The organism is Eubacterium sp. AF16-48 (assembly GCF_003479405.1).
Taxonomy (GTDB): Bacteria; Bacillota; Clostridia; order Lachnospirales; family Lachnospiraceae; genus Eubacterium_G; species Eubacterium_G segne.
Map to the genome: position 1 here is coordinate 98,449 of NZ_QUHB01000004.1, position 23,922 is coordinate 122,370.

Here is a 23,922-nt window from a genome sequence, read left to right on the forward strand (position 1 = left end):
CTCATGCTTTGGTCCCCGCCACTTCATCCGGTCTTGTGGTAAGCACGCTGTACAAGAGTGTGTCCTTCGGGAAGTGGTCCACAAAGGGGATGATCACATTTCCAAAGAACAAAAGCCCCTCGCCGGGACCGGAATGGGTCACATACGAAAGCTGGTGCGGGGAGATCCCCAACTGCTTTGCCAAAATCTGACGGTCTCCCTGGGCCTGGTTGAGCATATAGATAAAGTCCGAGTTCTATAGTGATAGGTAAGCCTCTGATATCATCTCGGGCTTTTCCCCCACTCCACACCGTGCATGCGACTTTCACCGCACACGGCGTTCCATCGGTTAGTATTTTTCATTGTCTAAACAATCAACCTTTGAATAGAATAAAAACTGTAGTAGTTGAAATAAGATTAAATAGGTTGCATGGAAGCCAACTCACGAAGGTGGTTAACCTTTATAAGCTGTTTGATATCTAGCTGTAGTAAATCCATATATTTGTAAATAGTTTCCGCTTTTGAAGCATGAATGAGTTTATGTACGGAATTCTTTATGAGAATAAGATTCTCATAGGCATCCGTACCGCCTAAATGTCGGGGTAACTTATGATGGCAATGAATTTCCCCAACAGAGGAGAATTCAACACCTGTTATAGCACATTTTCCCCATTGGGCTGAGAAGAGAGATATTCGATTGTCTGCGTATTCCGCACTATTGGAATAGGCTGGTTGACGCATGAGAGCCAACATCATAGGGATGTTGATTCTCAGACAGTTGTGAATACCTTCTCGTCCTTCGGGAGTGTAATAATTCCAGCTCTTCTTACGGAAAAGCGGGTTTTTGTGCTGTGTGTATCCTATTGGATACACGGGCTCATTCGTACCAGCGACATATCGCATCATTTTGGATTTACCAAAACGGGCTTTTTCAAACTCCGTAAGCTCTCGCCCTGTTTTCACAAGACGGTTGCCTGTGCGAGTGCTAAGCCTGTTTGTCAGCAAGGTCATGACTGTGCGGTTTAGGGAAGCACAATCATGATTAACATGTGTGGCGATACAGTAATAATTCTGCATGCCAGTAACCATACTGTTATAGAGTCTGATTTCCCCCTGTTCGCCATATATTTTGCGAGGGTGAACGATTCTCTTTGCCTGTTCTTTAAGCTTCTCCCTTTTGTGCTCGAGATTTTTATCTGCGATATGAGATATAACCACGAGTTTGTTGCCTTTTCTGTGAACTTTCATTTTGAATCCGAGAAAATCAGAGTAATGATTTCTTACATTGACAATCCTCGTTTTCTTTTCAGAAATTTCCAGTTTGAGCCTTTCTTTCAGCCACAGAGTGACTGCACATTTGGTGCGTTCAGCGGAGTCCTTTGTCCTACAAAAGATTCGAAAATCATCTGCATAGCGAACAATGAACATTTCCTTCAGGTTAGATTTCTTAGCCTGTCGAAAGCCGTTTTCAGGTCTAGCATTCCGTTTGCAAATCGGACACCATTGCCATTGACTTTCTACCCAGTGGTCTAATTCGTTAAGCACGATATTAGCCAGAAGTGGCGATATAATACCTCCCTGTGGGGTTCCTTTGTCGGGTGTGATAAAAGTCCCATCTTCCAGTTTGATTGGTGCTTTGAGAATTCGTCTTATGACAAATATCAGTTGCTTGTCATGAATACCCATAGCCCATATCTGTCGTATCAGCTTGGCATGATTCACGTTATCAAAGAACCCTTTTATATCGAATTCAATGACATAGTGAAGATTGGCATGTTGAAGTAGCTGATAACTTCTTGCTATAGCGTTCTCAACCGAATGGTTCGGTCTGAATCCATAGCTGTTTTTGCTGAACTTAGCCTCACAAACAGGTTCCAATACCTGTTTGATACATTGTTGAACAAGTCTATCCCATATACACGGAATCCCTAAGGGTCTCATTTTACTTGGGTCGTATGGTTTTGGTATCTCCTTACGCCTTACAGGTTTTGGGCGATACCCATGTTCACTTCCATTAATAATAAATCTAACTTTTTCAACAACCTCATCGGGGGAACATCTTCCAATGTCCTCGATTGTGAGATTGTCTGTGCCACTTGTTTTACTTCCCGTATTTTTCTTGATATTTCTGTACGCTAGAAGAATGTTTTCCCGTTGAAGAATGACAGACATTAAATCTGTAAAAACTTCTCCGTTCAAACTTGCCTGGTATAGATTATCAATCGTATTCTGCATTCCGTAATACTCATTGTGACGCAGATTATCCTCACAGAGCAGTTGCTTTTTCTTTTTCATGGTCATAAGGCATCACTCTCCTTTCTTGGGAAAGTGTCCCTTTTTGTCATACTCGTAATCCTTATAAGATTGAATGACAACAATTGTTTCTAACCGACTAAAGCCCATTCCTCGAGCCCGCCTTTTTCGTAGGGCTGTCGTAGGTTCGAGCTTCGCTTTTCAGCACAGATTAGGCGGCTTATATGATTCGTCCGCAGATTGCTTATGAGCAACTCTGTACCTTTCCACGTTCCGATAATTCTATCTGTGCATATATCCTTAGGTGTCCGCTATAGTCCTGTCAGCTTGATTGTGCCTGTAACACAATACGGAGTTTCATATTTTCGATTCTTACTACACCGCACTGACCCACAATTAAGTGTCCATACATTTCTATATGGTAAACATCTAGACCCGTACATTCGCGGTTTTCGTCAGTCCGTCGTGGACATTCTCACCATAGATATTTTATAGACTCCCGACGTGTCATCTGCATACAGTACCTCTACCGCACTTTCGACAGCTGTATTTCTACACTGTTTCGGCAGACTTCCGCCGACTTTATCGAGCTCCAGACCCCAACCATTACAGTCGGAGCCGGTCGAAGTATCAGAGAAGGCATTTCAAGGCGTTACCCCATCATTCTACCTTTCGAATTATCAGTTGTTACTTACCTCGTAAGAAGGTAAGTCCGACGATTTTAGCATCGCATGGCCATAAGTCCATGAAGTTTTACCCTCATAGAGCGATGTTTGTGCGTCAACGTGTCGCACCAAAAATATTTTCGATCTCACGGGAAGCCAGAAGGTCCTTGACATTCTGCGTTAAACCTGATGGGATTCCGCCCCATTTACGGAAGCGTTTCCAGATCTCCACGCTGAAACTTCCTGTCTGCCCTTTCAAAAGAAGATGGAATTCGTCGATATAGAACCAGGTTGTTTTATGTTTGGAGCGATTGGCCGTGACACGGTTCCACACCGCATCCTGCATGATCAAAAGCCCGATTTCCTTTAAGGCTTTTCCCAGTGACTTAAGCTGGAAACACAGTACCCGGTGTTGATCCATCTGGATATTGGAACGGTGGTTGAACACGTTAAGGGAACCATTGACATAGATTTCCAGTGCCGTTGCGATATTCTGTGCTTCCGGTTCAGACTGTTTCAAAAGCAGCTCGTAAAGATCGCCTAAGATCGGCATATTTTCCGGGCATGGGTTCTGCAGGTATTCCCGGTACACCAGTCTGGTACAACGGTCGATGATCGTCCTTTCAATAGGGGAAAGCCCTTCTTTGCCGCCGATGATAAGGTCGCACAGCGACAGGATAAAATCACTTTTCAAAGTAATTGGGTTTTCATCATCGGAATAGTCCAGATTGATGTCCATCGGGTTGATGTAGTTCGTGGAAGTAGGAGAAATATCAATGACCTGCCCCTGGGAACCGAACTGCTGTACCAGCGGCCCATACTCATTTTCCGGGTCAGCGATAATGATGTCGTCCTCCGTCAGAAGAAACACATTGACGATCTCACGCTTGGCAGAGAAAGATTTACCGCTTCCTGGGGTACCGAGAAACAGCCCATTGGGATTTTTCAGCGTTTTTCTGTTCGCCATGATCAGGTTATTGGAAAGGGCGTTCAGACCGTAATACAACGCCTCGCCCTCCTGGAACAATTCACAGGTGGTAAACGGTACAAAGATCGCTGTGCTGCTGGTCGTAAGCCCGCGCTCAATTTCAATCTGGTTCGTGCCAAGAGCAAGCGAGGACATAAGCCCCTGTTCCTGTTGGTAATCCAGCCGTTTTAAGGCACAGTTGTATTTCTGTGCCACACCCGAAGCGGCAAAAATATCATTAAACAGCTTCTGACGTTTGGCAGCGATATTTTCCACCAGTACCGTCACAAGGAACATGCGCTCATTGCGGCTCTGTAAATCCTGCAAAAGATTTTTGGCTTCCTCTCCATAGGTGGCAAGGTCGGTGGGAATGATGTCCATATCATACCCGGATCGGACCGCTTTCTTTTGTTCCTCAATGGTCATTTTCTGCAGGTCCGACATTTTGCGTTTGATGTTTCGGATCGCCTGCGCCTGGTCGATAGACTGGATATGCAGGTTGACGGTCACGGCGTCGTTTAAGTCAAGAAGATCCGCTAAAAGCCGGTCGGTAAGCTCCGGCGCCAAAATCTGCAAAAAGGAGACAGCACCGGAATGGTCGCCTACCCGGAATGTCTTTCCATCCTTTGAAAAAGACAGCCCGGATGGGGAAATGAAGTCTTTGGTAGAAAGACCGGTCTTAGGCAGATCCGACCACTGGAAATGAAATTTTTCCTGACCGTCCGGGTGAAGCTGGCTGTGAAGAAGTTCCAGACGTTCCAGTCCGTTTAAGGATCTTGCCTGGACTCCAAGGGTTTTGAAATTTGCCAGTACATCCGTTTCAATGCGTTCCAGACGCATTTTCGCAGTACGCAGGTCATCTGCCTCGATCCCAAAGGTAATGTATTTGCGTTTGGTGAGACCGTTATTTCCTTTCTGCAACTGGTTTTTTAACATATCCCCGTATTCCTTGCGGATTCCGTCATACTCGTCGCCGCGGGGAGGGATGTCAATGCTTCTGGTAAAATCCTGCATATTGGCCCGCTGGTTGATAAAGGTAAGCTGCACATGGATCGAGGCGTCGAAGTAATTTAAGAAATCGCAGTAACCCTCGAAGATCTGTGCTTTATCATCTGCCTGTGCAAGCTGATAGTTAATATCAAAAAATTGCACCGTTTTGGTGTAAAGGGTATCGGTCAGCCGGCAGATCCCATCCCGGTACATTTCACGGTAGGGAATGCTCTGCTGGACCGTCTGCGGGGCATCTGCTTTCAGCCCGGCAAAAAAACCGCCTTTTTTAGACGGCTTGGAACGGGCAGACTTAGTTTTGCCCTGCTTTGCATCGGCTCTAGTCTTTTTGGCCTGCCTGATGTTTTTTTGCAGACGCTTTTCCTGAGCTTCCTGCTGCTTGTTTTTTGGCAATCTTTGTAACCTCCTTCTTTGACATAGATTTATACAGGTTATCCGTCTTGTATGGACGGTCCTTCGGCCAGAGCTTATAACGGAGCCGGTTCTTCAAGATCTTTTCTGCCGGCTGCCCGTCACGCTCATACATGGCGAAGAAGAAAAAGGGCATCATCAGCCCGATCATCAAAAGTACAGCCGCCGAATTGCCGATCGCCCCGCGGGTAAAGAAATACACCGGAAGGCCGACAAGCCCGGCAAGGCTGAAACAAATAAGCTGGCGCTTCGTCAGATTGAAGGCCAGCTTAGTCTTAACTTTGGTTAAATCCTTTGGTACAGGTACATAAGGCATCTATACACCTCCCATCGTAATATAATTTCCGGCCCATTACCGTGCACCGAAATCGCGTACCGGTTTCTCCACAGCCGGACATTCCCGCACTTCCTGAGCCGCATTTTGCAGCCGTGCCAGGACAGAAACAGCCGGCTCTCTCTGACACAGGTATTCCTGGCTGTCTCGGATTCCGGCAATATTTTCCCGAATATCCATATCCACGTCGAACACATCTGAAACCGGCATAAGCCAACGGTCTGCAAAGTATTTCAAAGGATTCTCAAGCGCCAGCACATCATCCAGCATTTCATCCCCGAACTCAAACTTTGTTGTCAGATAGGAATACGCCTCCTGCATGGCTGTAATTTCAGCAGCTTTTTCAATTAAGGATTCCTTATCTCTTGACATAAGGCTTTCCCTGTAAGCAAAGTAATTCTGTCCCAGCCGTTTCATCAGGAGCGTATATTTGTCCTGTGCGGAAGGTTCGCTTGTGAAATGTTCAAATTTTTGCGCTGCATCAATTTCTTTGAGAAGATCGCAGATCGGGAAACTGTGTTCATGGTTATTTTCTTCCCAACACCATCGGGCTACATCCAACGGGTCCTGAAAAGAAAGAAGCGCCTCTACTTCCGCCGGAGTAAATACATGCTCAACCTTCAGATAATAGTGGAGTTCCGAAAGTCCCTGTAACTCGTAAATACTGCCGATGTTCTGTGCATCCAGCATATCCGCATGAACCTTCAAACACTCGTCCAGCCGTTCCATAAGCAGCCGCTTTGCATCTTGTTCTATCAAAATCACCCCTTTCGCTCCGGCATAGTCAGCGTACAGTTCACTTCATTGCCCCATACATCCCAGCCGGGTGTCTTTTGTCTTGCAAACAGTTCCACTCTGGGCTGATCGCCCATGAGTTTTACGATCTTATCCCGCACCTCGTCCGGTTTCTTGCTGTGCTGCTCAATATGGGAGATCACAAACTGATGGATTCCCGCACATTGGCGTTTCGGACGGCCTCTGGTTGCCAGCAGGCAGACCTCCGCGTTTGAGCGGGTCCAAAAGCCCATGCCATAAAACCAGCTATCCGCTTTCCGGTTCTGTTTGAGCCATAGAAAAGCCAGCGTTTTATATTTGAATCCCCAGGCATCGATCACCCGGAAGGCTTCATTGAGCTGCGGGAAGGTTGCCCACAGAAAGAGGGCGCTGTCTTTTGCGGCAAGTTCCGATACCGGCAGGGCACAGATTTCTTCAATGCTCATTGTGGGGTAATGGTTTTCCGCAACGCCGCTTCCATGTTTCCTGTCATAGCGCCAGGGCGGATCGGCATAGATAATGCCGTACTGTTTCGTTTCCGGCATTAGCGAGCCTGCTCATTCTTAGATGTGGCCGGTTTGGCCGGCTGTTCTTTGACCTTACCGGCATTTTCTTTCAATGCACCGGTCAGGGAAGGTTTTTCCGCTGCTCCCTTTGTCGCTTCAAGAGTTGCCTGCAAATTTTCAATAGCCTGCCCGTACCCATCGATTAAGGCATCGTTGAGCTGCTTGCGGAACTCTGCCGTAACCGGCCAGCAGACATCTTTCCAGTTGCCTCCCTTATCCTGGGTTGCGGGCATATTGACATACAGCCCCTTTTCACTGGAACAGATACGGAAGCCGTCAATCTTAAAGCATCCGCCAATCGTAACATTGGCAAACGCCAGCAGGTTTCCCATTGGGGCGATCGGACGCACGCGGACATCCAGCTTCATGCCGTTTGCCATTTCCGGCGTCTGTGTCTCCGGCGCCATTTTTTCTGTATTGGTTTTACTCATATATAAAATCCTCCTTTTTAGAATTGGTTTTGTTCATGCTATCTTGCATTAAATATGGATTTGGATAACGAACCTGTCTTAAACAGGGCAAAAGCCAGCAGTACCGTATAACCCGCCGTTCCCCAGATCGCGCCGTGCACGTCGCCGGACGATGGGATAGACTGGACCAGCACTGCATAAATGGCAACACAGATCAGGATCAAAAAACCCTGAAAACCCAGGGCAAAAAGGGAACGCAGATACCCGGTTCCCATTTGTCCCCATTCCCGGTTTGCCATTGTGGAAAACGGGATCGGTGCAAGGCTCACGGTTAAATAAATCTCGATCATACGGCCATATACAATGACAAAGATCACGATGGACAGTACCCACATACACAGATTGATGATGTTGGTTTCCAGCCACAGTCCAATCAGTTCCCACATTCCCATTGCTTCAAGCTGGGTTTTCAGATCAGACAACGCCGCCTGCACATCCAGGTTCCCGTTTATGACACCGGCACTTTGCGACACCACATTTTGGGCCACATCAAAGACCGCCATCACAATCGTAAAACAGTTGGTGAGCAGGTAAGTGGCAACAAAAGTCTTGAAAATCCACTTGAAGATGTTGAATGTATCGAATTCGTGCATGTTGTTCTTTTCGAGAATCATCTGGATCAGTTCATACACCAGAACAAAGGTCAGGATCATGCCCGCAATGGGAATGACGACGGTTTCTGAAAGATTCTGGATCATGGAAAACACGCCGCCATTCCAGCCCTGCGGGGTCTGTCCTACCTGATTTGCCACATCCGCAACCTGATTGTTGACGGAGTTGAAAATACTGGTGTACTGTCCGGTGATCGCATCGATCAGGCCCTCTTTAATCCAGTCTGTTATCCATTCAAACAGACTGCCCATAAGTCAGCCCTTAACCGAACAGGCCGGAAAGCAGCGGGATCAGCGTTGCACCAACCAGAGCGATACCTCCGCCTGCCATAAGCTGCTTGATCCCCTGGGATTTTGCACCTGGGTTATCATTTCCGTAACCTTCGAGAAGGTTTACAACACCCCATGCGCCCAGACCTGCGCCCAGGGCGATCACAAGGATCTTCAAAGTATCAATCGCGCTTGCAAAAAATGCCATAATGTTCCTCCTTTAATTTCAGAAATTTTAATTTGTGATATGGCCATATCAGGCCGGAAACAAAAAAAGCCGCCGCACTGTTTTTAGAAAAAATCTGTTTCAAACAGCACGGCGGCATGGGGCAGGAAAAATCCTGCGGTTATTTACTTTTCAGGGAGAATCACGAATCCTCAAAAAATCCTCCTTTCATCGTGACAAAAACAAAGCCTGCCAGGGCGTCATGCTTTGACAGGCAGGAACAACTTTATAAAGTCTGGGAAGCCAGATCTTCGGCTGTGACTTCATAATTGCGGTATCGTTCACCGGGACGCATCGGCATCCGGGTAGAAAGAAACTTTTCGATATTAAAAGCGTTCTTCTCATTAAAATCGGAAAGCAGTTTGTAATTTGGGTGTTTGGTTATATCGTATTTCCGGGAGAGGAACGGCCGCACACCCCTGATCTGCAACAGACATTTACCCCCGTCCATGACTGCCAGTTCATCCACCGACATCAGATCCTTTCCCAGCTTTTGAAAATTTTGTCCGTGGGATTCCTGATTGCCCTTTGTGACACTGGTGTTATACAGGTCGATGGTCTCTTTCCCCAATAGGGAGTTCCAGCTTTTTAAGGTGGTTTCTTCTTTGCCTCCTAAGAAAAGGGAGGCGTCACAGTTACCGATGATGGTGTCCATGTTGTCTTTATACAGGGCTTTGAGCTGGCTTTGCGCCTGCAGCACCAGGCAGGCAGAGATCTCACGGCTTCGGATGGTCGCCATAAGACGCTCCAGGTTCGGGATCTGCCCGATATTTGCCGCCTCGTCGATCAGGCAGCGCACATGGATGGGAAGCCTTCCACCATATACATCATCCGCCCGCTCACACAAGCGGTTAAACAAAATGGAATAGATCAGACTGATCAAAAATGCAAAGGTCCCGTCCGTATCACTCATAATAAGGAAAAGAGCAGTCCGTTCATCTCCCAGCATATCCAGATCCAGTTCGTCATACATGGTAATTTCCCTGACTTCTTTAATGTCAAAAGGAGCCAGTCTGGAAGCACAGGAAATAAGGATCGACTTGGCTGTTTTTCCGGCAGCGAGCTTATATTTCTTATATTGACGCAGGGCAAAATGATCCGGGTCTTTCTGTTCCAGCGCGTCAAAGAGAAGGTCAACGGCATTTTTGAACGACTCATCATCCTCACGGACTTCCATTGCGTTCAGCATTTCTACCAGTGTGGCAAAATTCTGTTCGTTTGCCGGAGCCTCATAATAGATATATCCGATCAGTGCCGTATAGAGCAGGGTTTCTGCCTTGACCCAGAAATCGTCTCCGGCTTTTCCTTCGCCTTTGGTATTGGCGATTAGGGTAGTGACGATCTTCAGAATATCTTTCTCGGAATGAATGTAGGCGAACGGGTTAAAGTGCATACTTTTCTGGAAATTGATCGTATTGAATACCCGTATTTTATAGGACTCATAGATGATCTTTCCTTTTTCATTACGCACAGGCTTTCCGTCCTTGTCCAGCTTTGGTGTGCCTCGCTGCAACATCTTTCCGCATTCCACAAGGACTGTACCTTTCGGATCGGTGACGACGTAGGAACTGTGCATTTGCATCAGATTGGGCTTGATGAAAAAGCGCGTTTTTCCCGAACCTGATCCTCCGACTACCAGTACATTTTTATTTCTTGCATTGGCCGGATTTTTGGGCCTTCCGTTTAACATCAGTCCTTCACTTTGGGTAAGAATGATATTGTTTTCCGGATTTGGGTCCATAAACGGGGCAATATCGGCTTTATTTCCCCATCTTGCAGAACCATATTCCACATTTTTGCGGTATTTCTTAGCGTCTTTCCCTCTAAGATAGACTGCCAGCCGCATAATGGCTGCACCGCAGAAACCGATCAGCCAGTCCATTGCCGCACCCGGCCACATACTCTGAAACGCAAGGGCAAAGCCTTCGGACAGTCCTAACAGCTTTTGGGAAGCGTCTGCTCCGGGAGCCAGCCGCACCGCTTCGCCCAGCTTGGCAAATACCAGAAGGAACAGAACATAAGGCAGATGGAGAATGACCTGTTTTTTCAATGTTTCTGCATCAATCTTCATCGTTCCGGTCCTCCGTGTTCTTTGTTCTTTACACGGTCACGGCCAAGCGACTGTGCCAGTTCTTTGAACTTATGAAGCTGTATAAGCAGCGACGGTCTGGTGCTGCGTGTAAGGTCTTTCTTTGTATATTCCTTAAAAGCTGCCGTCAGTGCATCCGCCTGGTTTGCCTTGAAATATACCGTCCATTTTGGGGGATCGGTCCCAAGTTCCTTTTCTATATGGTAGCGTACCTGATGTTTTCTGGCATACCGTTCAAAAGAGCGGATTCGCCCTGAAACTTCAATGGTATTGGCTCCGGGGTCTTTATAAGTCAGCCGCTTCATGCTGTTGCGCCCGACTTTTGGCATTGTGCGTTCCTGTTCCATCTTTTGGAGTACCGCAGCAATAGCCGCACGCAGTACCCGCCCTGACAGTTTTGCTGCCTGTATAGAAACAGAAACCGTTCGTTGTTCGAGTTCTTCCTGCAAGAGCATCCTCCTTTCTGATAAAATCGGTATTTATAATATGGAAATAACTTTTTACCGGCTTTCCCCAAGAACCTGCTGTCGGGAAGCGTGTTCAAAGGCTTTTGCTGCCTGATCGACCTGAATTTTAGCATGTTTCAAAAGCGTCTTGATGATCGTAGCCGGGCGTTCCTGTTCCTCCAGATGATCGACCATCCCTTTGCACTCATCCGGGAGGTATGCCGCCATATCTTTCAACACATCGGAAAAGTTACCCATAAAGCCCCAGCAGCTATCCGACAGCTCCCCGTTTTTATAAAGCTCAAACCCATAACATTCGCCACGCAGATAGGAATCATAAGCGGCGACTTCGCTGCGCATCAGTGCGTCCGCTTTCTGCCGGATGGCGCCGGTCATCTTGTCAGCGTCAAATTCCTTTAGGGCATCTTCTTTGGAAACATAGATCCAGCCGACCTGTCCGCTGTCCCATTCTGCATGAGGAGCCCTGCCTGAGAAACTTTCTGTACTCATGGCAAGACCTGAGTGGTCGTAGAGATAGAGGGGGAGCATCAGATACTTTTCCGAAATTACTTTCTGCATTGCTTCATCGATCGCCCGTTCCTCTGTCTTTGGTCCATGCCGGAAACGGCTGCTTACAATGTTTACCATCCGTTCATAGCGTTTCATGCCGGCTTCATCATGTCCTACGGTATCTAAATACATTTCCCGCAGGAAGTCATCTTTGTCCATATGGTTGTGATGGTCGCCCAGCGCATAGCGGGGATGAAAGCATACCATCGTCCCAAAATGTTCATCTACCTCACGGGGAGAGATCAGAATATCGTCCGGCTGCACCATAAGGGCATAAGGTTCATTTACTGCCATTAACATAATTGGCTCCTTTCTTTCTACAAATCCGGGCCGGAATGGTGCATCATCGGTTTTTCCCGGTGCTCATTGGTTGCAGGCTGCTTGACTGCAATGATCTCGCCGGCAAGCCTTGCAAATTTTTCAGGGTACTTAAACTGCTCCCCATATTTCTCCATCAGATCCGGGGAAAGGTCTGTAAAATTTTCCTCGCCAAGACCAACGATCAGAAAATTCCCGGACACAATATCATAGATGTGGCCGTCATCGTCAAAGAGAGCTCGGTTCAAAGGCAGCCCCATCAGCTTGCCTTCTTCATTGCAGATCAGAGCCACCGGGTCCTCATACGGATAGACCGCCTGAATATCTCCGCCCACTGCCGCCTGCAAGGATTTCAGACCACTTTCGATCTCCGCAGCATAAGGGGACTTGCCCGGCTCTACCATTAACACTTTCATAATTGTATATCCTCCTTCTTTTTCATTGCCGTACCGGGAGTGGTTGGCGTTTTTTCCTGAGTTTTTGCCACAGAGAGCTTCCCCAGGACGGAAGGCTTCTCCTGGTTTTCGGGTGTAAAAATACCGCCCTCCGAAACCTCGGCGGCGGCATGTTCCGTTTTGGCCTGTTCCAGTCCTTCAACCGTATAGCCAGGTAAAAGAGTACCGTGAACCATAAAATGGTGCTCATATTCTTTCGGGATCGGCGGGGAAATTTCCGTGAATAAATGGGAATAGGCTTTCTTTCGCCCGTCCAGGTATTTTATGGCTGCGTTCTTATCTGTATATCGTTTCTGGTTTTGTCCGGCAATCTTTGCTCCATATCCCTGCTTCGGGGAATGAATACGGACTTCCCATGTCACATACCAGGCAATCGGAACACTCTGTTTGGTTTCTCTGTCATATTTCGTATCTTCCCAAATACTGCAGGTCATCTGATAGACCCGGTTGCTGATTTTCTGATCCGCCCTCCAGTTATCGGTGTCTTTCCACTGGTTGCCGGTATGTTCAATCTCCGGTGTACGAAGATATTCCAAAGCCCGGTTGATCGTCTGTGTTGCCGCTGCCTGCTGTTCCCATTGTTTTGCAGCAGCCACCACGATTTCATAGGCTTTCTGCTCCCCGTCGATACTTCCCTGGCGCATGGCTTCCAGGCTATCTATTCCCATTGTGATCAGAGTAGAAATATCCACATTTTCACAAACTACGCTGTGTTCAATTTTAAGCTCTGATCCCGGCGTCAAGTGGTCGCCATACCGGTAGGCATGATAATCTTTATTTTCTTCCAAAATGCTGTTCACCTCCTGCTATATTTCCGGCTCGTGGTTTTTTCTGGAAAACGTCTGTGCCGGTGATTTTTTATCTGCCGGCCTGTTTGCCGCAAGCTGATCCATCACGGAAGGACGGCCGACGCCGAACATGGATAGCTGCCCGTCCGCCGCCTCACGAAGTTCAGAAACAGAGAGGGGAAGCGTTACATCGGCATGGGTCAATAGCTGTTCCCGTTTCAAATCCTGAATGATCTCGTCAAAAACAGCGTTGATTGCACGGCGTTCTTCCCCCACAGGGAAGGCTTTCAATACCTCCATTTCTCCGTCTTTACCGGAAACCAGGGTAAGGGCACAGTCGGCATGGCCTGCCAGATAATCCGATGTGTAGGGCAGTTTGTCCTTGATATAACAGGCAAAGGCTCTGGCTGTCATTTCCACATTGCTGTCCCAATAACCGCCGTCTTTTTCACATTCTTTTCCCATGCGTACCGAATTACGGTAAAAATCAGTTTCCGTCCGTCCAATCTGCGGAGCTTCCTGCGCCTGCATCCCGGAAAGCATACGCTCAAAAATTTCCAGCCGTTCCCGTTCACTTTTGGGAATTACCCGGCCGGTAACATTCTTCTTAAATGCGCTGATCTGTTCCACAGAGCCGGGTTCGCCGGACAAAAATGCTTCCCGCAAGACTGCGTAGGTTTCCATCTGTTCCTCATTGCCATACCGTTTCAGGGAGGCAAGAACCGAGGAATCCAGCCAGCTTGCCGCATTTTTCCGGGTGCGTTCTGTTTGTGCTTCCGTGCGCTTTGCTGCCTGTTCCGGTGTTTCCGGTTTATACTTCATGGTGTCAATGAGTTTTTGGAACGGCGCATAGAGGTGGGGCTGTTCTGACAGCATCCCTTTTGCTCTCATCTTTGTACCAAGATAATCGTCAAGTCCATGCCACCATTCATGTGCCAGGGAACCGGCCCCGTGCATTTTTGTAAGATTGATGACTGTACGCAAAGGTTCATAATGAGCTGCAGCATTGCCGCTGCCTCTTGCACCAAAAGCGATAGCAAGTGTTCCCTGATAAGCAATATCTTTATCGCTGATCTTAAGGGCTGACGCCAGATCCTTTAGTGCTTCAAATCCCATGTTAAGGGAGGTCTGCCGGTCGTTCTGGTTCATCCAGTTTCCAAACTCACCGCCGCGGAACCCAAAGGTATCAAGATAATGCTGTCCGGTGATCTCCACGCCATTCCGATAATCCGGTCCGGTACGTTTGACATGGGCAAGCTGTGGAGGGACAAAACGGATCTTTCCGTTTTTGTTCCTGCCTTTGGCAAGTTCCTGCACCCATTTCAGGGCAGCTTCTTTGGTCCCAAAATTGGTCCGCAGGATCGAATAGCCTTTTGTCACATAGTAGGTACCGGGTTTCCAGTCCCCATTTTTAGAATAGGTCTGTTTCCCGTCGTTGAAGTGGATCGCATAACCTTTCGGTATTTTCTGCTCTTTGGAAACACAAAACTGTTCCTTTTTTGCTTCCTGAGTAAAGTTGCGCTCAAAATATTCAGCTGAGCGGATCAGCATGGTATTGGACAATTTGTTTGTGATCACGGGATTGTCCTGTCCCTTTTTCGTTGCCCGGTAATGGATTCCGCTTCCCCAGCCCTGTACCTTTTCTAAATATCCATTGTCAACGAAAAAGCGGTCATAGGCTCTCACAGCATCCTCCACAGTACGGACATCTGAAAGCACTGTCTGCAATTCCCGGACTGTTTTTATATATTCCTTTTGTCTCGCGGTCCGTTTTTCCGGGGTGTCATCCGTGCGGTAATACTGAGGGGAAGCGTTTAAGCCGTCTCTTGCTTTTTTAATAAAATAGACCACGCCAAGAGGAATCCCTTCCTCCAGCATGGCTGCATAGTCCGGCTTTTTCCAAACATTATCCTTTTTCACAAATTTTTCGGCTTCGCGCTCATTCATGGCTTCCAGATCATCTGCATACAGCCCGCGGTCTTTCCACAGGTCTTTTTTCGCACCGCCGATCTTTTCGCCGAAATCTTCATGCACTCCTGCCAATCTTCATCACCTCCAGTCAGTGTAAAATTCTTATCGCTCCGGGGCAGGGCGGCGTTCTTCGTTTTTGTGAAGTTGTGGGAGGTTTCCTGTGAGCCGGTCAGTTTCCCTGCGGATCAGTTTGTCCAGAGCGCCTAAATCCTCCGGTGCAATGGCAAACTCCCGGTAATTTTCATACCACAGGCCCGTAGAGATTGCCGCGATGGGCGCAATTTTCTCCGAACCGGATGGAAGAAGGCGATACACAGGGGCTTCGTCATAAAGAAGCATCTGCTTTGCCGTTCCCTGTGGTATGCGGTACTTATCCATATCCGGGTTCTGGGCTGCCTCCATATATTGCATATTCAGGCGTTCTTCTAAATCCTGGGGCATATAACGAAATGCCTGATCCATCCACTGTCTGAACATCGTGGAATAGTGGTACTGCCATTCCGTAACTTGATTCGGGGCATAAGAAAATCCCCAACTTTTCAGAGCATCTTTTTCGTAAAGCTCCATTTCAGTCCATTCTTTCAGGCTGACCGTAGCCGCTGAACCATCTTTGCGTTCAATATTGACGCCGCAGGGATAGAGGATATTTCTTTTTATATCCTGCCGCAGCGTGTCTAAATCCATCATCAGGACATCTCCGTACAAGTGACCGCCCTCGCTCCGATCCGTATGAAACAGGAAAGCCCTCGCTCCGATGAACTCCGTTGTTAAGATCATTTGATGAAGATCCGCCGTAGAACAATAAGCAAATAAGGCGTCGGAAAGCCACATGTGATTTTTCCCCATGATGGCAATGGAATCAGCCCCGGTATTTGTTGCCAGAGAACGCATATTGAATTCGCATTCTCTAAGAAAATCTCCGGCAAAAATATGGAGTTCATACGCAAAGACGGATAAGTCTGTATCGCGGATCAAATGAATCTGCGGTAGTGGTTCCTGATTCAATCAAATTCCTCCTTTCATGTGAAGCAGCTCTTTGACCTGCTCATTTTCCGCAAACGGCTGGCTATCTGTCCCCGCCATTTAATCAATCCCTCCCATCTGCCGGTAGCTGCCCGCCGGCAATCTTGCCGACAATCTCCGGACCGGTTTCATAAATCTGCATGAGGCGTTTTGCTGTGCCGCAAGGCTGTGCAGCTCCGCTGGTCCAAAGACGCACTGTGGATGGGGCAACATTCATCAAAAGCGCAAAGCCCTTTTCGTTCATGTCCAGCTTTTTCATCAGCGATTTAACCATATCGGGGCCGTAGTCTGGACACCGGGAAGCCTCGGCAATCATCTGCAAAGCGGTATTTTCAATTTTTTTCATTTTCAAATCCTCCTGTTATTTGTTTTCCAGCCTTATGCCGGGGCAAAGCTGATCTGGTTGTGTTTCATCCTTTTGGCAAAGTCCGGCATCGAATAATTTACCCCGTCAATTTCTGCATGGGTGTCATCCAGACGATGACAAACAGCAAAGTGCCTGTCCCCGTTTCCATAGAACAGGCAGAGTAAACCATTGTCGGGAATGGAAAACAGCGCTTTTCCGGCGCTGTCTGTAAAGCAGATATGTTGAGATCCATTCATGTTGAAATCCTCCCTAAATTGAAACGGCCGCCTCTTTTGGGCGGCGTTGGTGCTGGCTGGTTTGCAGTTGTTCCCGAACCAGCAGCAATTTCTCATTGTAATCTTTTCCCATCCGGGGAGGGTTGACACTTACCCGGATATGACGGAAACGTTTATCCTCGTGAAGCATGGTCTTGATTTTCCGGGCATTGACAAATCCGGCAAGGTCGTGGTCCATATAAAGGGTAACACGCCGTATCTCCGGGTGGCGTTCCAGGAAAGAAGTCAGCGCCACATGGGAAGTACCGCCCAAAGACAAGCGATAACCATTCCATTTCCATCCCTCCAGCTCTTGAAGTGTCGCATGGGAAAGCGCATCAATAGGAGCTTCAAAGACTGCCACATGCCGGCTGCCCGGACTTTGCGGGGGATAACAAAAGTTATATCCTTTGTCGCTGCCATAGACATCCTTTTTGAGATTGCCGCTGATACTGCGCATACAGGCAAACTTCGCTTTCCCGGAATCATCTTTCCCAACAAACACACAAACCGGTTCTCCATGATACCGGGCTTCGTAAAAAATCCCGGCTTGTAAACACTGGCGAATGACTTCTGAGCTGATCCCCCGTTTCTGCAAATAGAAGACCGCAGCGGTCGCGCAACGTCTGGCCCAGGGGAGAGCGAATGTTTTCTTTTCCGGCTCTTTTGATACCTGTATTTCTGCCGTACTTCGGTAAGCCGGTTCCTGTGGGATTTCGCCACCTACCAGAGCATGAACCGCATCCACAAGACCATATCCCCGAATCTGGATCAGGTAGTCCAGCGCATTGATACTCCGTCCGCGGCTGTTCCAGTACCAGTACCTTTTCCCGGTCACATATACCAGACTGTCATGCTCCTTATGCCGGAAATTAGGTCCATCCTGTTTCAGCACGCCGGGTTCATGGAATTGCAGGTAAGTAAACAAGTCAGCTTCCCGCGCTGCCTGAATCTGTTCTTTGGTTACGCCGGGCATAGTACCGGCACAGTGTTTCTTTTCATTGTGCTTTGCCTCCTTCCTGTGATGAAATGAAAAAAGACACCCAAAGGTGCCTAACAGCCGTACAGGTCGTGATTGACCTCGGCACGGTAATAGCTGTCCATTGTAGCCGGGGCATTATACAGCGCCGCCAGCAGATACGCTTTGATGTTTCCGACCTTCGTTGTGTTCTTGTCGATACAGTCAAAGACATACTCTAAGTGGCCGGAATTGATCTTCAGGAACCGGCTCTTGACGATTTCCCTCGGAAAATCATCTCCGGCAATGCGAATGTAAGGGCGTTTCGACAAAATCACTTCAAGCATAAGTTCAAGGGCTTCATCCAAACGTTCCCTGCCATACCGTAAGACCAGTAAGTCATATTCAATATTTTCTTTGATGATTTCACGATAGGCTTCTATCAGCTCTATCCGATCCATCCCATCCGTGCGGTTTGCCGCTTCCGGCTCTGCCGGATAGATTGATGGATAAGTTATTGATTTATCTTTTTTTGATTTTTTTGTTTTTAATGGATTAGTATTTAATTGTGCCGGATTTTCCTGTTCAGGTTCCGCCTGTTTAGGTTTTGCCTGTTCTGGTTTTACCTGTCTTGGATTTTCCCGTTTAGGTGAAAGCCCTGTGTTTTCGGTACTTACAGGCTGCTCATGGATCGTATATTCAATGTCTCCCAACTGCCCGTTATCATAGCGGAGGCGCTGTCTGGTGAGATAACCATGCCGCTCCAGTTCCTTCAGGGCAGTAGTGATAGAATCCACACCATCCTTGCAGATATGGGCGAGTCCCTTTGTGGTATAATCCCAATCTTCCGGCAGCGACAACATAAGTGATAAAAGCCCCTTTGCCTTTAAGGACAACTCCGTATTGCGCAGATGGTGATTGCTCATTATCGTAAAGTCCTTTGTTTTCTCTACACGGAATACTGCCATTGTACCGCCTCCTTTCTTCGACTATTCCGTTACAAGGCATGATCCCTGCGGTCATAATGGAGATGACCGTCAGAGACCTTCGCATGGTTTTTCAGTTTCACTTCGCCCCGTTCCTGGCTCTCTAAAAATTTCTGATAGCCGGCATCTGTAAGGAACAAGCGCATCTTATCGCCTTTGTCGCCAACAGGGGAATCGTAAGACAATACATCAAAGACGATCATGTGCTTTACTTCTGGATCAAAGCGTTCAAGTGCCATGATGTCATGCCCCTTCAATTTTTCTGCCCCTGATTGTTGTCTGGCCTCGGCGATCTTTTCTCCAATCGTCCGGGCTGGATAGGGCAGACGGTAATTCTTCTGAATATCTTTTACCAAGTCCATGCACTCTGCATTTGACAGAACACGAAGTTTTGCCATAAGACCTTCTGCCGCCTCCCGCTGTTCGGAATTATTTGAATACCGCACGGTCATATAAAGTTCATTCAGGATCTTTGTCTGATAATCGCCCTCCACTTGAAAGAGCAGCTTTTTTTCCATTTCGTTTAATTCCATGTGGATCTCCTTTCTCTCGAAAATGAGTATGAAAAAAGGGCGTCCACCTATAAAAGTGAAACGCCCACGGCAACCAGCGGTCAGACATAAAGCCGGACCGCTGGCACTATTAAATTTTGTCGTTAATAAAACAGCCTCCTTTTTTCTTTATAGTTTTCGTCAATTTTCAACTTGGAAAAGGAATTGAATAAAAGACGACAAACGCTCAAACCCCTTGAAAATAAAGGCTTTTTCTGTTTGTCGTTATTATACCGTAACGGCACAGTCATGCGGCATTTCTGATCAATAAGGGAGTGCAACCATTGATGATTAAAGAAAGGTTTGGACATACGGACATTCGCATTACATTGAATACTTATGGGCACTTATATCCAGATCAGCAGAAAGTGGTGGCAGATATGCTGGATGATGAAAATATAAAAAGCTCCGGAAGTACGAACAACCGGAGCAATGTGACAAATGGGGACGAATCCACAAATGTCAACCCTAGACAAGTTGATTATATCAGGGATTCTTCCAGAGAACAACAGATAATTGGCGAGAATAGTTTGAAAAATGGAGGAATTTATGGAACAGAGAAATGAGAATAAAACAGAATTGAAAATGATAAAGATGTCAGATGTCCAGTCCCAGACAGTGGACTGGCTCTGGTATCCATTTATCCCTTATGGGAAATTAACGATCATTCAGGGTGATCCGGGCGATGGAAAAACTACGCTGATATTAAATATTGCAGCGAGATTGTCTAAAGGAGAAGGTCTGGATAACGATATGAAAGTAACAGAACCAGTAAAGATTATTTATCAGACAGCGGAAGATGGGCTGGCAGATACGGTAAAACCCAGACTGGAGCTGGCAGAAGCGGTCTGTGAAAGAATCATGGTTATAGATGAAACAGAAAAATCACTTTCCATGATAGATGAGAGACTGGAAACTGCTATCAAACGGACTGGTGCGAGAGTGCTTATTTTAGATCCGATTCAGGCATACCTTGGAGGAACAATGGATATGAACCGGGCAAATGAAGCAAGGGATATGACAAAAAGATTGAGCTTGTTGGCAGAAAAGTATAAATGTGCAATTTTATTAATCGGACATATGAATAAAGCTGGTGGAAATAAAGCTGCATATAGAGGAATGGGTTCGATTGACTTTTTTGCAGTAGCCAGAAGCGTATTACTGGTAGGAAGAATAGAGGGAGAACCGGACTTAAGAGCAGTGGTTCAGATTAAAAATAATCTGGCTGCATTTGGACATTCCAAAGCATTTCGCCTGACAGAAACCGGATTTGAGTGGATAGGTGACTATGAAATCACAGCAGATGAGGTGCTTGGTGGAATTGCTCCAAAGGTAAATAAACTGGAACAGGCAAAAAAGATGCTGAGGGAACTGGCAGAAACATCAACTTCTGTGCAAAGCAGTGAAATCTTTGATATGGCAGAAGATTTGAATATTTCTAAAAGAACACTGGAAAATGCAAAAAAGGAACTTGGAATTAAGGCAAGACGAATCGGTAATTCCTGGTATTGGGATTTAAATAAAGTTAAGCCGGAATAAATTAAGGGTGCAACATTGCAGAGTATATAGAAAATGCGGAATTAAAATGCAAGGTTGCAATCTGTAAAGACATTGCAGTGTTGCGTCCTTACATAAATTGTAAGAAGGTGAGAACTTGAAAAACGTTATGATTCCAGAGGAGTTATTTGGAAAGATTATAAAATATCATTTACTGGATCAGGAACAGGAAGCAGATGATATAAGAAAAGGTCTGGAAAAAAAGCTGGATGCAATGGTAAATCGTGAGGCATACAGTAAATTCAAAACTGCGCCAACAGAAGAAGAACGGGAAAAGTTCCGGCAGGAGTATCTGGACAGAAAAGGAATGCAAGAGAGCTTTCGATGGTAACAGTTCGTGTTGATTACCTTTTTACAGGAGCGTGTCACGCCCCTGTGAGAAGTAAACAAGAAGAAAGTTGGTAAGGCGCATACGGAAAGCTGAGGCTAGACGGTGAGGTTGCTGTAAATTTGATAGTTGTGAAGAAGGGAGAACGATTCGATGAAGCAGGGAAGATTAGGATATAACAGTAGCAATGACAAATATGGGTTATTAGCCTCGGACTTATGGATTGATACGGGATTTCACTGTGGAGAAGGTCTTGAGGTGCTGGTCGATGATAAGTGGGTAAGGACAAGAATGGAGATGAATCCAGCAAGAGAATGGTATCTGGTTGGAACGCCATACTGTGGAGATCTGGAATATGTGCAGGCAAGAATATCGGAATAATTTAGTCGAGAGAGTAACGAAAGAGATAAAATAGCCCCCGGCAGGGCGCAAGGGTACTTTTGATGGACGGAACGGCTGTCGAAAGTGCTTTTTGCGTTACTTTTGACAAAAGTAACAAAACTGCCGTATCCGGCGAAGATTTCTTTTTATACTATAGCTGGTAAAGATACAAATTTATGTGCCATGTCTGGCACTGGTTTTAGAAAGTGGGGTGACGAACATGACGCTGAAACGAACAATTAGTGGTATGATCGGGACAGGTTCTCTGGCTCATAACAGAAGGGAATTTATAGCAGAAAATGTTGATTCAGACAGAGTGCAACTAAATATTTGCTATCAGAATGAGAATTTAAAAGAAGTTTATAAAGAACTGTTTGATGAAGCTGTAGAACGATATAATATCGGGAAAAGAAAAGATAGACAGATTACAAATTACTATGAAAAAATCCGGCAGGGAAAACAAGAGAAGTTGTTCCACGAAGTAATTTTTCAAATTGGAAATCGAGAAGATATGGCTGTCGGAACAGCAGAAGGAGATCTGGCTGTAAAAATACTGGATGAATATGTAAAGGACTTCCAGAAGCGGAATGCAACGTTACGGGTATTTGGGTGTTATCTACATCAGGATGAGTCTACTCCACATTTACATATTGATTTTATTCCTTATGTGACTGATTGGAAAGGAAAAGGAATGGACACCAGAGTTTCGTTGAAACAGGCATTAAAAAGTCTTGGATTTCAAGGTGGAAATAAGCATGATACAGAGTTGAACCAGTGGATGAACCATGAAAAAAAGGTCCTGGCAGAGATTGCAAAACAGCATGGCATTGAATGGGAACAGAAAGGTACTCATGAGGAACATTTGGATGTTTATAACTTCAAGAAGAAAGAGCGAAAAAAGGAAGTACAGGAGCTGGAGCAGGAGAAAGAGTATCTAACTGCAGAAAACGAAGAACTGACAGCACAAATTGCGGAATTCAGAGCAGATATCCAGATTTTAAAAGACGATAAGGAACAGGCAAGCAGGGAGAAACAAGAAGCAGAACAAAGGGCAGAGGACGCAGAAAAAGAAGTAAAAAGTCTGGAAGAGCGTCGAGATGTGCTGCAGCCGATTATGGATAATGCCAGTAAAGAAATAAAAGAATATGGAATGATTAAGACGTTTTTACCGGAGGCAGGAACATTTGAACGTGCAGTACCTTACAGAGAAAATAAAATCAAGCCATTGTTTATCAAGATGAAGAATCAGATTGCTGCATTAGCTGGAAAGGTTGTAGAACTTAACAAAACGATAGAAAGCTGGAAAAACAAATATCAAAAATCTACGGAGAAATGTGATGATATCCAAACGCAGTTAGATGATGTGCGTAAAGAAAATGGAAAATTATCAAATGATAATCAACGTTTACAAGAGATTTCGGACAGATATGACAGAGTGGTGCGTATTCTGGGAATGGAAACTGTAGAGGATGTGGTGCAGCAGGACATTAAAGAACAAAGGGCACTGGAAGAAAAACGGCGAATGGAGCAAATGCCAAAGGGAAGCGTTCTGAAACAGTTGGAATGGGCAACTCAAAAGAGCCAGATTGAAAACCAACAACGTAAGAAAAATAAAACAAAATACAAAGGATTGGAGATTTAGACTATGAAAAAACAGATTTATGATGAGAAAAATGGAATGAGCTATACGTTGCATGGAGATTACTATTTGCCGGATCTGGTTTTAAGAGAAGAAGAACCGACATATGGAAAATATGGAATGTTACGAAAGCAGTTCTTAAAAGAACACAGATCAGCAAGATATCAATACATGTTATTGACCGGAAAATTGAATGAACATCTGAATCAGATCGATCAGGAAGTCAGAGAACAGGTGGAAACGCTTATGGAACAGATGACAGAAAAACAGGGTGTAACTGAAAAATTAAAGGCACAGGATCAGATGAAGTGGGTTAGGTTAATGAATAATATAAAAGCCAGTGCAGAAGAGATTATATTGAAAAACATGGTATATGTGTGAGATCGTTCTTTTACACTTTTGTATATATTAGAATAGCACTTTAGAAAGCACTATGGTAAAATAAAGTGAAGGTAAATCGGAATTTGGAGGATTGAATTATGTGGAATGAATTAGGTATAAGTGGAGGAACCGCAATTGTTATTTTGATTGCGCTGTATTTCGTTATCAAATGGGCAGTGAAAAATGGCATCAAAGAAGCTTACAGTGCAATCACTGGAAAGAAAACTGTTGAAGATATCCAAAACGAAAAAGAGCTGAAAGAACTTGGATTGGATTCAGAAGATCAATAACTTCAAGTTTGTGGAATCGACTGAAAGGAAGCATTA

At 46.0% G+C, this 23,922-nt stretch carries 26 protein-coding genes and 2 pseudogenes; 7 read left to right on the top strand and 21 right to left on the bottom strand.

Annotated elements, in window-relative coordinates; genetic code table 11:
* Window position 1 precedes the first annotated feature (1 nt).
* From DWW68_RS13880 to DWW68_RS06245, 21 genes and pseudogenes are all read right to left on the bottom strand, one after another.
* Window positions 2–235 (bottom strand): annotated as a pseudogene (locus DWW68_RS13880) (conjugal transfer protein TraE); the annotation flags it as partial.
* 161 nt (window positions 236–396) lie between these two features.
* Window positions 397–2,280: a group II intron reverse transcriptase/maturase gene (gene ltrA / locus DWW68_RS06150; protein WP_062807161.1), complete on the bottom strand. Its 1,884-nt coding sequence runs from the start codon at window positions 2,278–2,280 to the stop codon at window positions 397–399.
* 732 nt (window positions 2,281–3,012) lie between these two features.
* Window positions 3,013–5,265, bottom strand: a complete 2,253-nt coding sequence (locus tag DWW68_RS06155; RefSeq protein WP_118589738.1) for a VirB4-like conjugal transfer ATPase, CD1110 family — start codon at window positions 5,263–5,265, stop codon at window positions 3,013–3,015.
* Window positions 5,192–5,599 (bottom strand): PrgI family protein, encoded by a 408-nt coding sequence (locus DWW68_RS06160; RefSeq protein ID WP_118322758.1) that lies wholly within the window; start codon window positions 5,597–5,599, stop codon window positions 5,192–5,194. The genes DWW68_RS06155 and DWW68_RS06160 overlap by 74 nt, the downstream gene beginning before the upstream one ends.
* Window positions 5,600–5,635: 36 nt before the next feature.
* Window positions 5,636–6,382: a hypothetical protein gene (locus tag DWW68_RS06165; protein WP_243053100.1), complete on the bottom strand. Its 747-nt coding sequence runs from the start codon at window positions 6,380–6,382 to the stop codon at window positions 5,636–5,638.
* Window positions 6,379–6,936 carry an MT-A70 family methyltransferase gene (locus DWW68_RS06170; RefSeq protein ID WP_029731790.1) on the bottom strand — a complete coding sequence of 186 codons (558 nt, stop codon included), beginning with the start codon at window positions 6,934–6,936 and terminating at the stop codon, window positions 6,379–6,381. Before DWW68_RS06170 ends, DWW68_RS06165 begins: the two co-directional genes overlap by 4 nt.
* Window positions 6,936–7,388: a SpoVG family protein gene (locus DWW68_RS06175; RefSeq protein WP_117442477.1), complete on the bottom strand. Its 453-nt coding sequence runs from the start codon at window positions 7,386–7,388 to the stop codon at window positions 6,936–6,938. The genes DWW68_RS06170 and DWW68_RS06175 overlap by 1 nt, the downstream gene beginning before the upstream one ends.
* A gap of 38 nt (window positions 7,389–7,426) precedes the next feature.
* The gene (locus DWW68_RS06180) at window positions 7,427–8,290 is read right to left on the bottom strand and encodes a VirB6/TrbL-like conjugal transfer protein, CD1112 family (RefSeq protein WP_117442478.1); all 864 of its coding nucleotides are present in this window, start codon (window positions 8,288–8,290) and stop codon (window positions 7,427–7,429) included.
* Window positions 8,291–8,300: 10 nt separating this feature from the next.
* Window positions 8,301–8,516 carry a Maff2 family mobile element protein gene (locus DWW68_RS06185; RefSeq protein ID WP_005361081.1) on the bottom strand — a complete coding sequence of 72 codons (216 nt, stop codon included), beginning with the start codon at window positions 8,514–8,516 and terminating at the stop codon, window positions 8,301–8,303.
* Between the two features lie 244 nt (window positions 8,517–8,760).
* Window positions 8,761–10,605, bottom strand: a complete 1,845-nt coding sequence (locus DWW68_RS06190; RefSeq protein WP_005361076.1) for a VirD4-like conjugal transfer protein, CD1115 family — start codon at window positions 10,603–10,605, stop codon at window positions 8,761–8,763.
* Complete coding sequence (locus DWW68_RS06195; protein ID WP_040446572.1) at window positions 10,602–11,072, bottom strand: PcfB family protein; 471 nt, start codon at window positions 11,070–11,072, stop codon at window positions 10,602–10,604. Before DWW68_RS06195 ends, DWW68_RS06190 begins: the two co-directional genes overlap by 4 nt.
* A 51-nt stretch (window positions 11,073–11,123) precedes the next feature.
* On the bottom strand, window positions 11,124–11,933 hold the full coding sequence (locus DWW68_RS06200) for a hypothetical protein (protein ID WP_227135380.1): 810 nt from the start codon (window positions 11,931–11,933) through the stop codon (window positions 11,124–11,126).
* A 23-nt stretch (window positions 11,934–11,956) separates the two neighbouring features.
* On the bottom strand, window positions 11,957–12,373 hold the full coding sequence (locus DWW68_RS06205; protein ID WP_005361068.1) for a DUF3846 domain-containing protein: 417 nt from the start codon (window positions 12,371–12,373) through the stop codon (window positions 11,957–11,959).
* On the bottom strand, window positions 12,370–13,200 hold the full coding sequence (locus DWW68_RS06210; protein ID WP_040446570.1) for a hypothetical protein: 831 nt from the start codon (window positions 13,198–13,200) through the stop codon (window positions 12,370–12,372). The genes DWW68_RS06205 and DWW68_RS06210 overlap by 4 nt, the downstream gene beginning before the upstream one ends.
* A gap of 18 nt (window positions 13,201–13,218) precedes the next feature.
* Entirely contained in the window at window positions 13,219–15,234 is a 2,016-nt protein-coding gene (locus DWW68_RS06215) for an LPD1 domain-containing protein (RefSeq protein WP_330588435.1), read from the bottom strand.
* Window positions 15,235–15,273: 39 nt separating this feature from the next.
* The gene (locus DWW68_RS06220; RefSeq protein ID WP_040446567.1) at window positions 15,274–16,176 is read right to left on the bottom strand and encodes a hypothetical protein; all 903 of its coding nucleotides are present in this window, start codon (window positions 16,174–16,176) and stop codon (window positions 15,274–15,276) included.
* Window positions 16,177–16,258: 82 nt separating this feature from the next.
* Window positions 16,259–16,540 (bottom strand): hypothetical protein, encoded by a 282-nt coding sequence (locus DWW68_RS06225; RefSeq protein ID WP_005361060.1) that lies wholly within the window; start codon window positions 16,538–16,540, stop codon window positions 16,259–16,261.
* A 32-nt stretch (window positions 16,541–16,572) separates the two neighbouring features.
* Window positions 16,573–16,797 carry a hypothetical protein gene (locus tag DWW68_RS06230; RefSeq protein ID WP_005361058.1) on the bottom strand — a complete coding sequence of 75 codons (225 nt, stop codon included), beginning with the start codon at window positions 16,795–16,797 and terminating at the stop codon, window positions 16,573–16,575.
* Window positions 16,798–16,810: 13 nt separating this feature from the next.
* Window positions 16,811–17,791 (bottom strand): toprim domain-containing protein, encoded by a 981-nt coding sequence (locus tag DWW68_RS06235; protein ID WP_067536870.1) that lies wholly within the window; start codon window positions 17,789–17,791, stop codon window positions 16,811–16,813.
* A gap of 77 nt (window positions 17,792–17,868) precedes the next feature.
* Window positions 17,869–18,741 carry a DUF6017 domain-containing protein gene (locus DWW68_RS06240; protein WP_005361053.1) on the bottom strand — a complete coding sequence of 291 codons (873 nt, stop codon included), beginning with the start codon at window positions 18,739–18,741 and terminating at the stop codon, window positions 17,869–17,871.
* A gap of 29 nt (window positions 18,742–18,770) precedes the next feature.
* Window positions 18,771–19,292, bottom strand: coding sequence for a DUF5720 family protein (locus DWW68_RS06245; RefSeq protein ID WP_005361050.1), 522 nt, complete (start codon window positions 19,290–19,292; stop codon window positions 18,771–18,773).
* A 257-nt stretch (window positions 19,293–19,549) separates the two neighbouring features.
* On the opposite strand from DWW68_RS06245, the pseudogene DWW68_RS06250 reads away from it, so the two are divergent.
* The 7 genes and pseudogenes from DWW68_RS06250 to DWW68_RS06285 all read left to right on the top strand — a co-directional run.
* A pseudogene (locus tag DWW68_RS06250) lies at window positions 19,550–19,876 on the top strand (site-specific integrase); the annotation flags it as partial.
* Window positions 19,860–20,849, top strand: coding sequence for an AAA family ATPase (locus DWW68_RS06255; protein ID WP_117468399.1), 990 nt, complete (start codon window positions 19,860–19,862; stop codon window positions 20,847–20,849). The pseudogene DWW68_RS06250 and the gene DWW68_RS06255, both read left to right, overlap by 17 nt.
* A gap of 115 nt (window positions 20,850–20,964) precedes the next feature.
* The gene (locus DWW68_RS06260) at window positions 20,965–21,198 is read left to right on the top strand and encodes a complexin-2 (RefSeq protein WP_330384890.1); all 234 of its coding nucleotides are present in this window, start codon (window positions 20,965–20,967) and stop codon (window positions 21,196–21,198) included.
* 150 nt (window positions 21,199–21,348) lie between these two features.
* Entirely contained in the window at window positions 21,349–21,576 is a 228-nt protein-coding gene (locus DWW68_RS06265; protein ID WP_117754055.1) for a DUF5348 domain-containing protein, read from the top strand.
* Window positions 21,577–21,796: 220 nt separating this feature from the next.
* Window positions 21,797–23,218 carry a plasmid recombination protein gene (locus DWW68_RS06275; protein WP_118224604.1) on the top strand — a complete coding sequence of 474 codons (1,422 nt, stop codon included), beginning with the start codon at window positions 21,797–21,799 and terminating at the stop codon, window positions 23,216–23,218.
* Window positions 23,219–23,221: 3 nt separating this feature from the next.
* Window positions 23,222–23,596 (top strand): TnpV protein, encoded by a 375-nt coding sequence (locus DWW68_RS06280; RefSeq protein WP_118589737.1) that lies wholly within the window; start codon window positions 23,222–23,224, stop codon window positions 23,594–23,596.
* Between the two features lie 98 nt (window positions 23,597–23,694).
* Complete coding sequence (locus DWW68_RS06285; protein WP_008373533.1) at window positions 23,695–23,886, top strand: DUF6019 family protein; 192 nt, start codon at window positions 23,695–23,697, stop codon at window positions 23,884–23,886.
* The last annotated feature ends 36 nt before the right edge of the window (window positions 23,887–23,922 follow it).

What these genes read in the sequence shown, in the direction of transcription:
- ltrA (WP_062807161.1), bottom strand. Translation starts at nt 2,280, where the DNA reads ATGACCATGAAAAAGAAAAAGCAACTGCTCTGTGAGGATAATCTGCGT.
- DWW68_RS06160 (WP_118322758.1), bottom strand. Translation starts at nt 5,599, where the DNA reads ATGCCTTATGTACCTGTACCAAAGGATTTAACCAAAGTTAAGACTAAG.
- DWW68_RS06170 (WP_029731790.1), bottom strand. Translation starts at nt 6,936, where the DNA reads ATGCCGGAAACGAAACAGTACGGCATTATCTATGCCGATCCGCCCTGG.
- DWW68_RS06175 (WP_117442477.1), bottom strand. Translation starts at nt 7,388, where the DNA reads ATGAGTAAAACCAATACAGAAAAAATGGCGCCGGAGACACAGACGCCG.
- DWW68_RS06180 (WP_117442478.1), bottom strand. Translation starts at nt 8,290, where the DNA reads ATGGGCAGTCTGTTTGAATGGATAACAGACTGGATTAAAGAGGGCCTG.
- DWW68_RS06185 (WP_005361081.1), bottom strand. Translation starts at nt 8,516, where the DNA reads ATGGCATTTTTTGCAAGCGCGATTGATACTTTGAAGATCCTTGTGATC.
- DWW68_RS06190 (WP_005361076.1), bottom strand. Translation starts at nt 10,605, where the DNA reads ATGAAGATTGATGCAGAAACATTGAAAAAACAGGTCATTCTCCATCTG.
- DWW68_RS06200 (WP_227135380.1), bottom strand. Translation starts at nt 11,933, where the DNA reads ATGGCAGTAAATGAACCTTATGCCCTTATGGTGCAGCCGGACGATATT.
- DWW68_RS06205 (WP_005361068.1), bottom strand. Translation starts at nt 12,373, where the DNA reads ATGAAAGTGTTAATGGTAGAGCCGGGCAAGTCCCCTTATGCTGCGGAG.
- DWW68_RS06225 (WP_005361060.1), bottom strand. Translation starts at nt 16,540, where the DNA reads ATGAAAAAAATTGAAAATACCGCTTTGCAGATGATTGCCGAGGCTTCC.
- DWW68_RS06230 (WP_005361058.1), bottom strand. Translation starts at nt 16,797, where the DNA reads ATGAATGGATCTCAACATATCTGCTTTACAGACAGCGCCGGAAAAGCG.
- DWW68_RS06235 (WP_067536870.1), bottom strand. Translation starts at nt 17,791, where the DNA reads ATGCCCGGCGTAACCAAAGAACAGATTCAGGCAGCGCGGGAAGCTGAC.
- DWW68_RS06240 (WP_005361053.1), bottom strand. Translation starts at nt 18,741, where the DNA reads ATGGCAGTATTCCGTGTAGAGAAAACAAAGGACTTTACGATAATGAGC.
- DWW68_RS06245 (WP_005361050.1), bottom strand. Translation starts at nt 19,292, where the DNA reads ATGGAATTAAACGAAATGGAAAAAAAGCTGCTCTTTCAAGTGGAGGGC.
- DWW68_RS06255 (WP_117468399.1), top strand. Translation starts at nt 19,860, where the DNA reads ATGGAACAGAGAAATGAGAATAAAACAGAATTGAAAATGATAAAGATG.
- DWW68_RS06265 (WP_117754055.1), top strand. Translation starts at nt 21,349, where the DNA reads ATGAAGCAGGGAAGATTAGGATATAACAGTAGCAATGACAAATATGGG.
- DWW68_RS06275 (WP_118224604.1), top strand. Translation starts at nt 21,797, where the DNA reads ATGACGCTGAAACGAACAATTAGTGGTATGATCGGGACAGGTTCTCTG.
- DWW68_RS06280 (WP_118589737.1), top strand. Translation starts at nt 23,222, where the DNA reads ATGAAAAAACAGATTTATGATGAGAAAAATGGAATGAGCTATACGTTG.
- DWW68_RS06285 (WP_008373533.1), top strand. Translation starts at nt 23,695, where the DNA reads ATGTGGAATGAATTAGGTATAAGTGGAGGAACCGCAATTGTTATTTTG.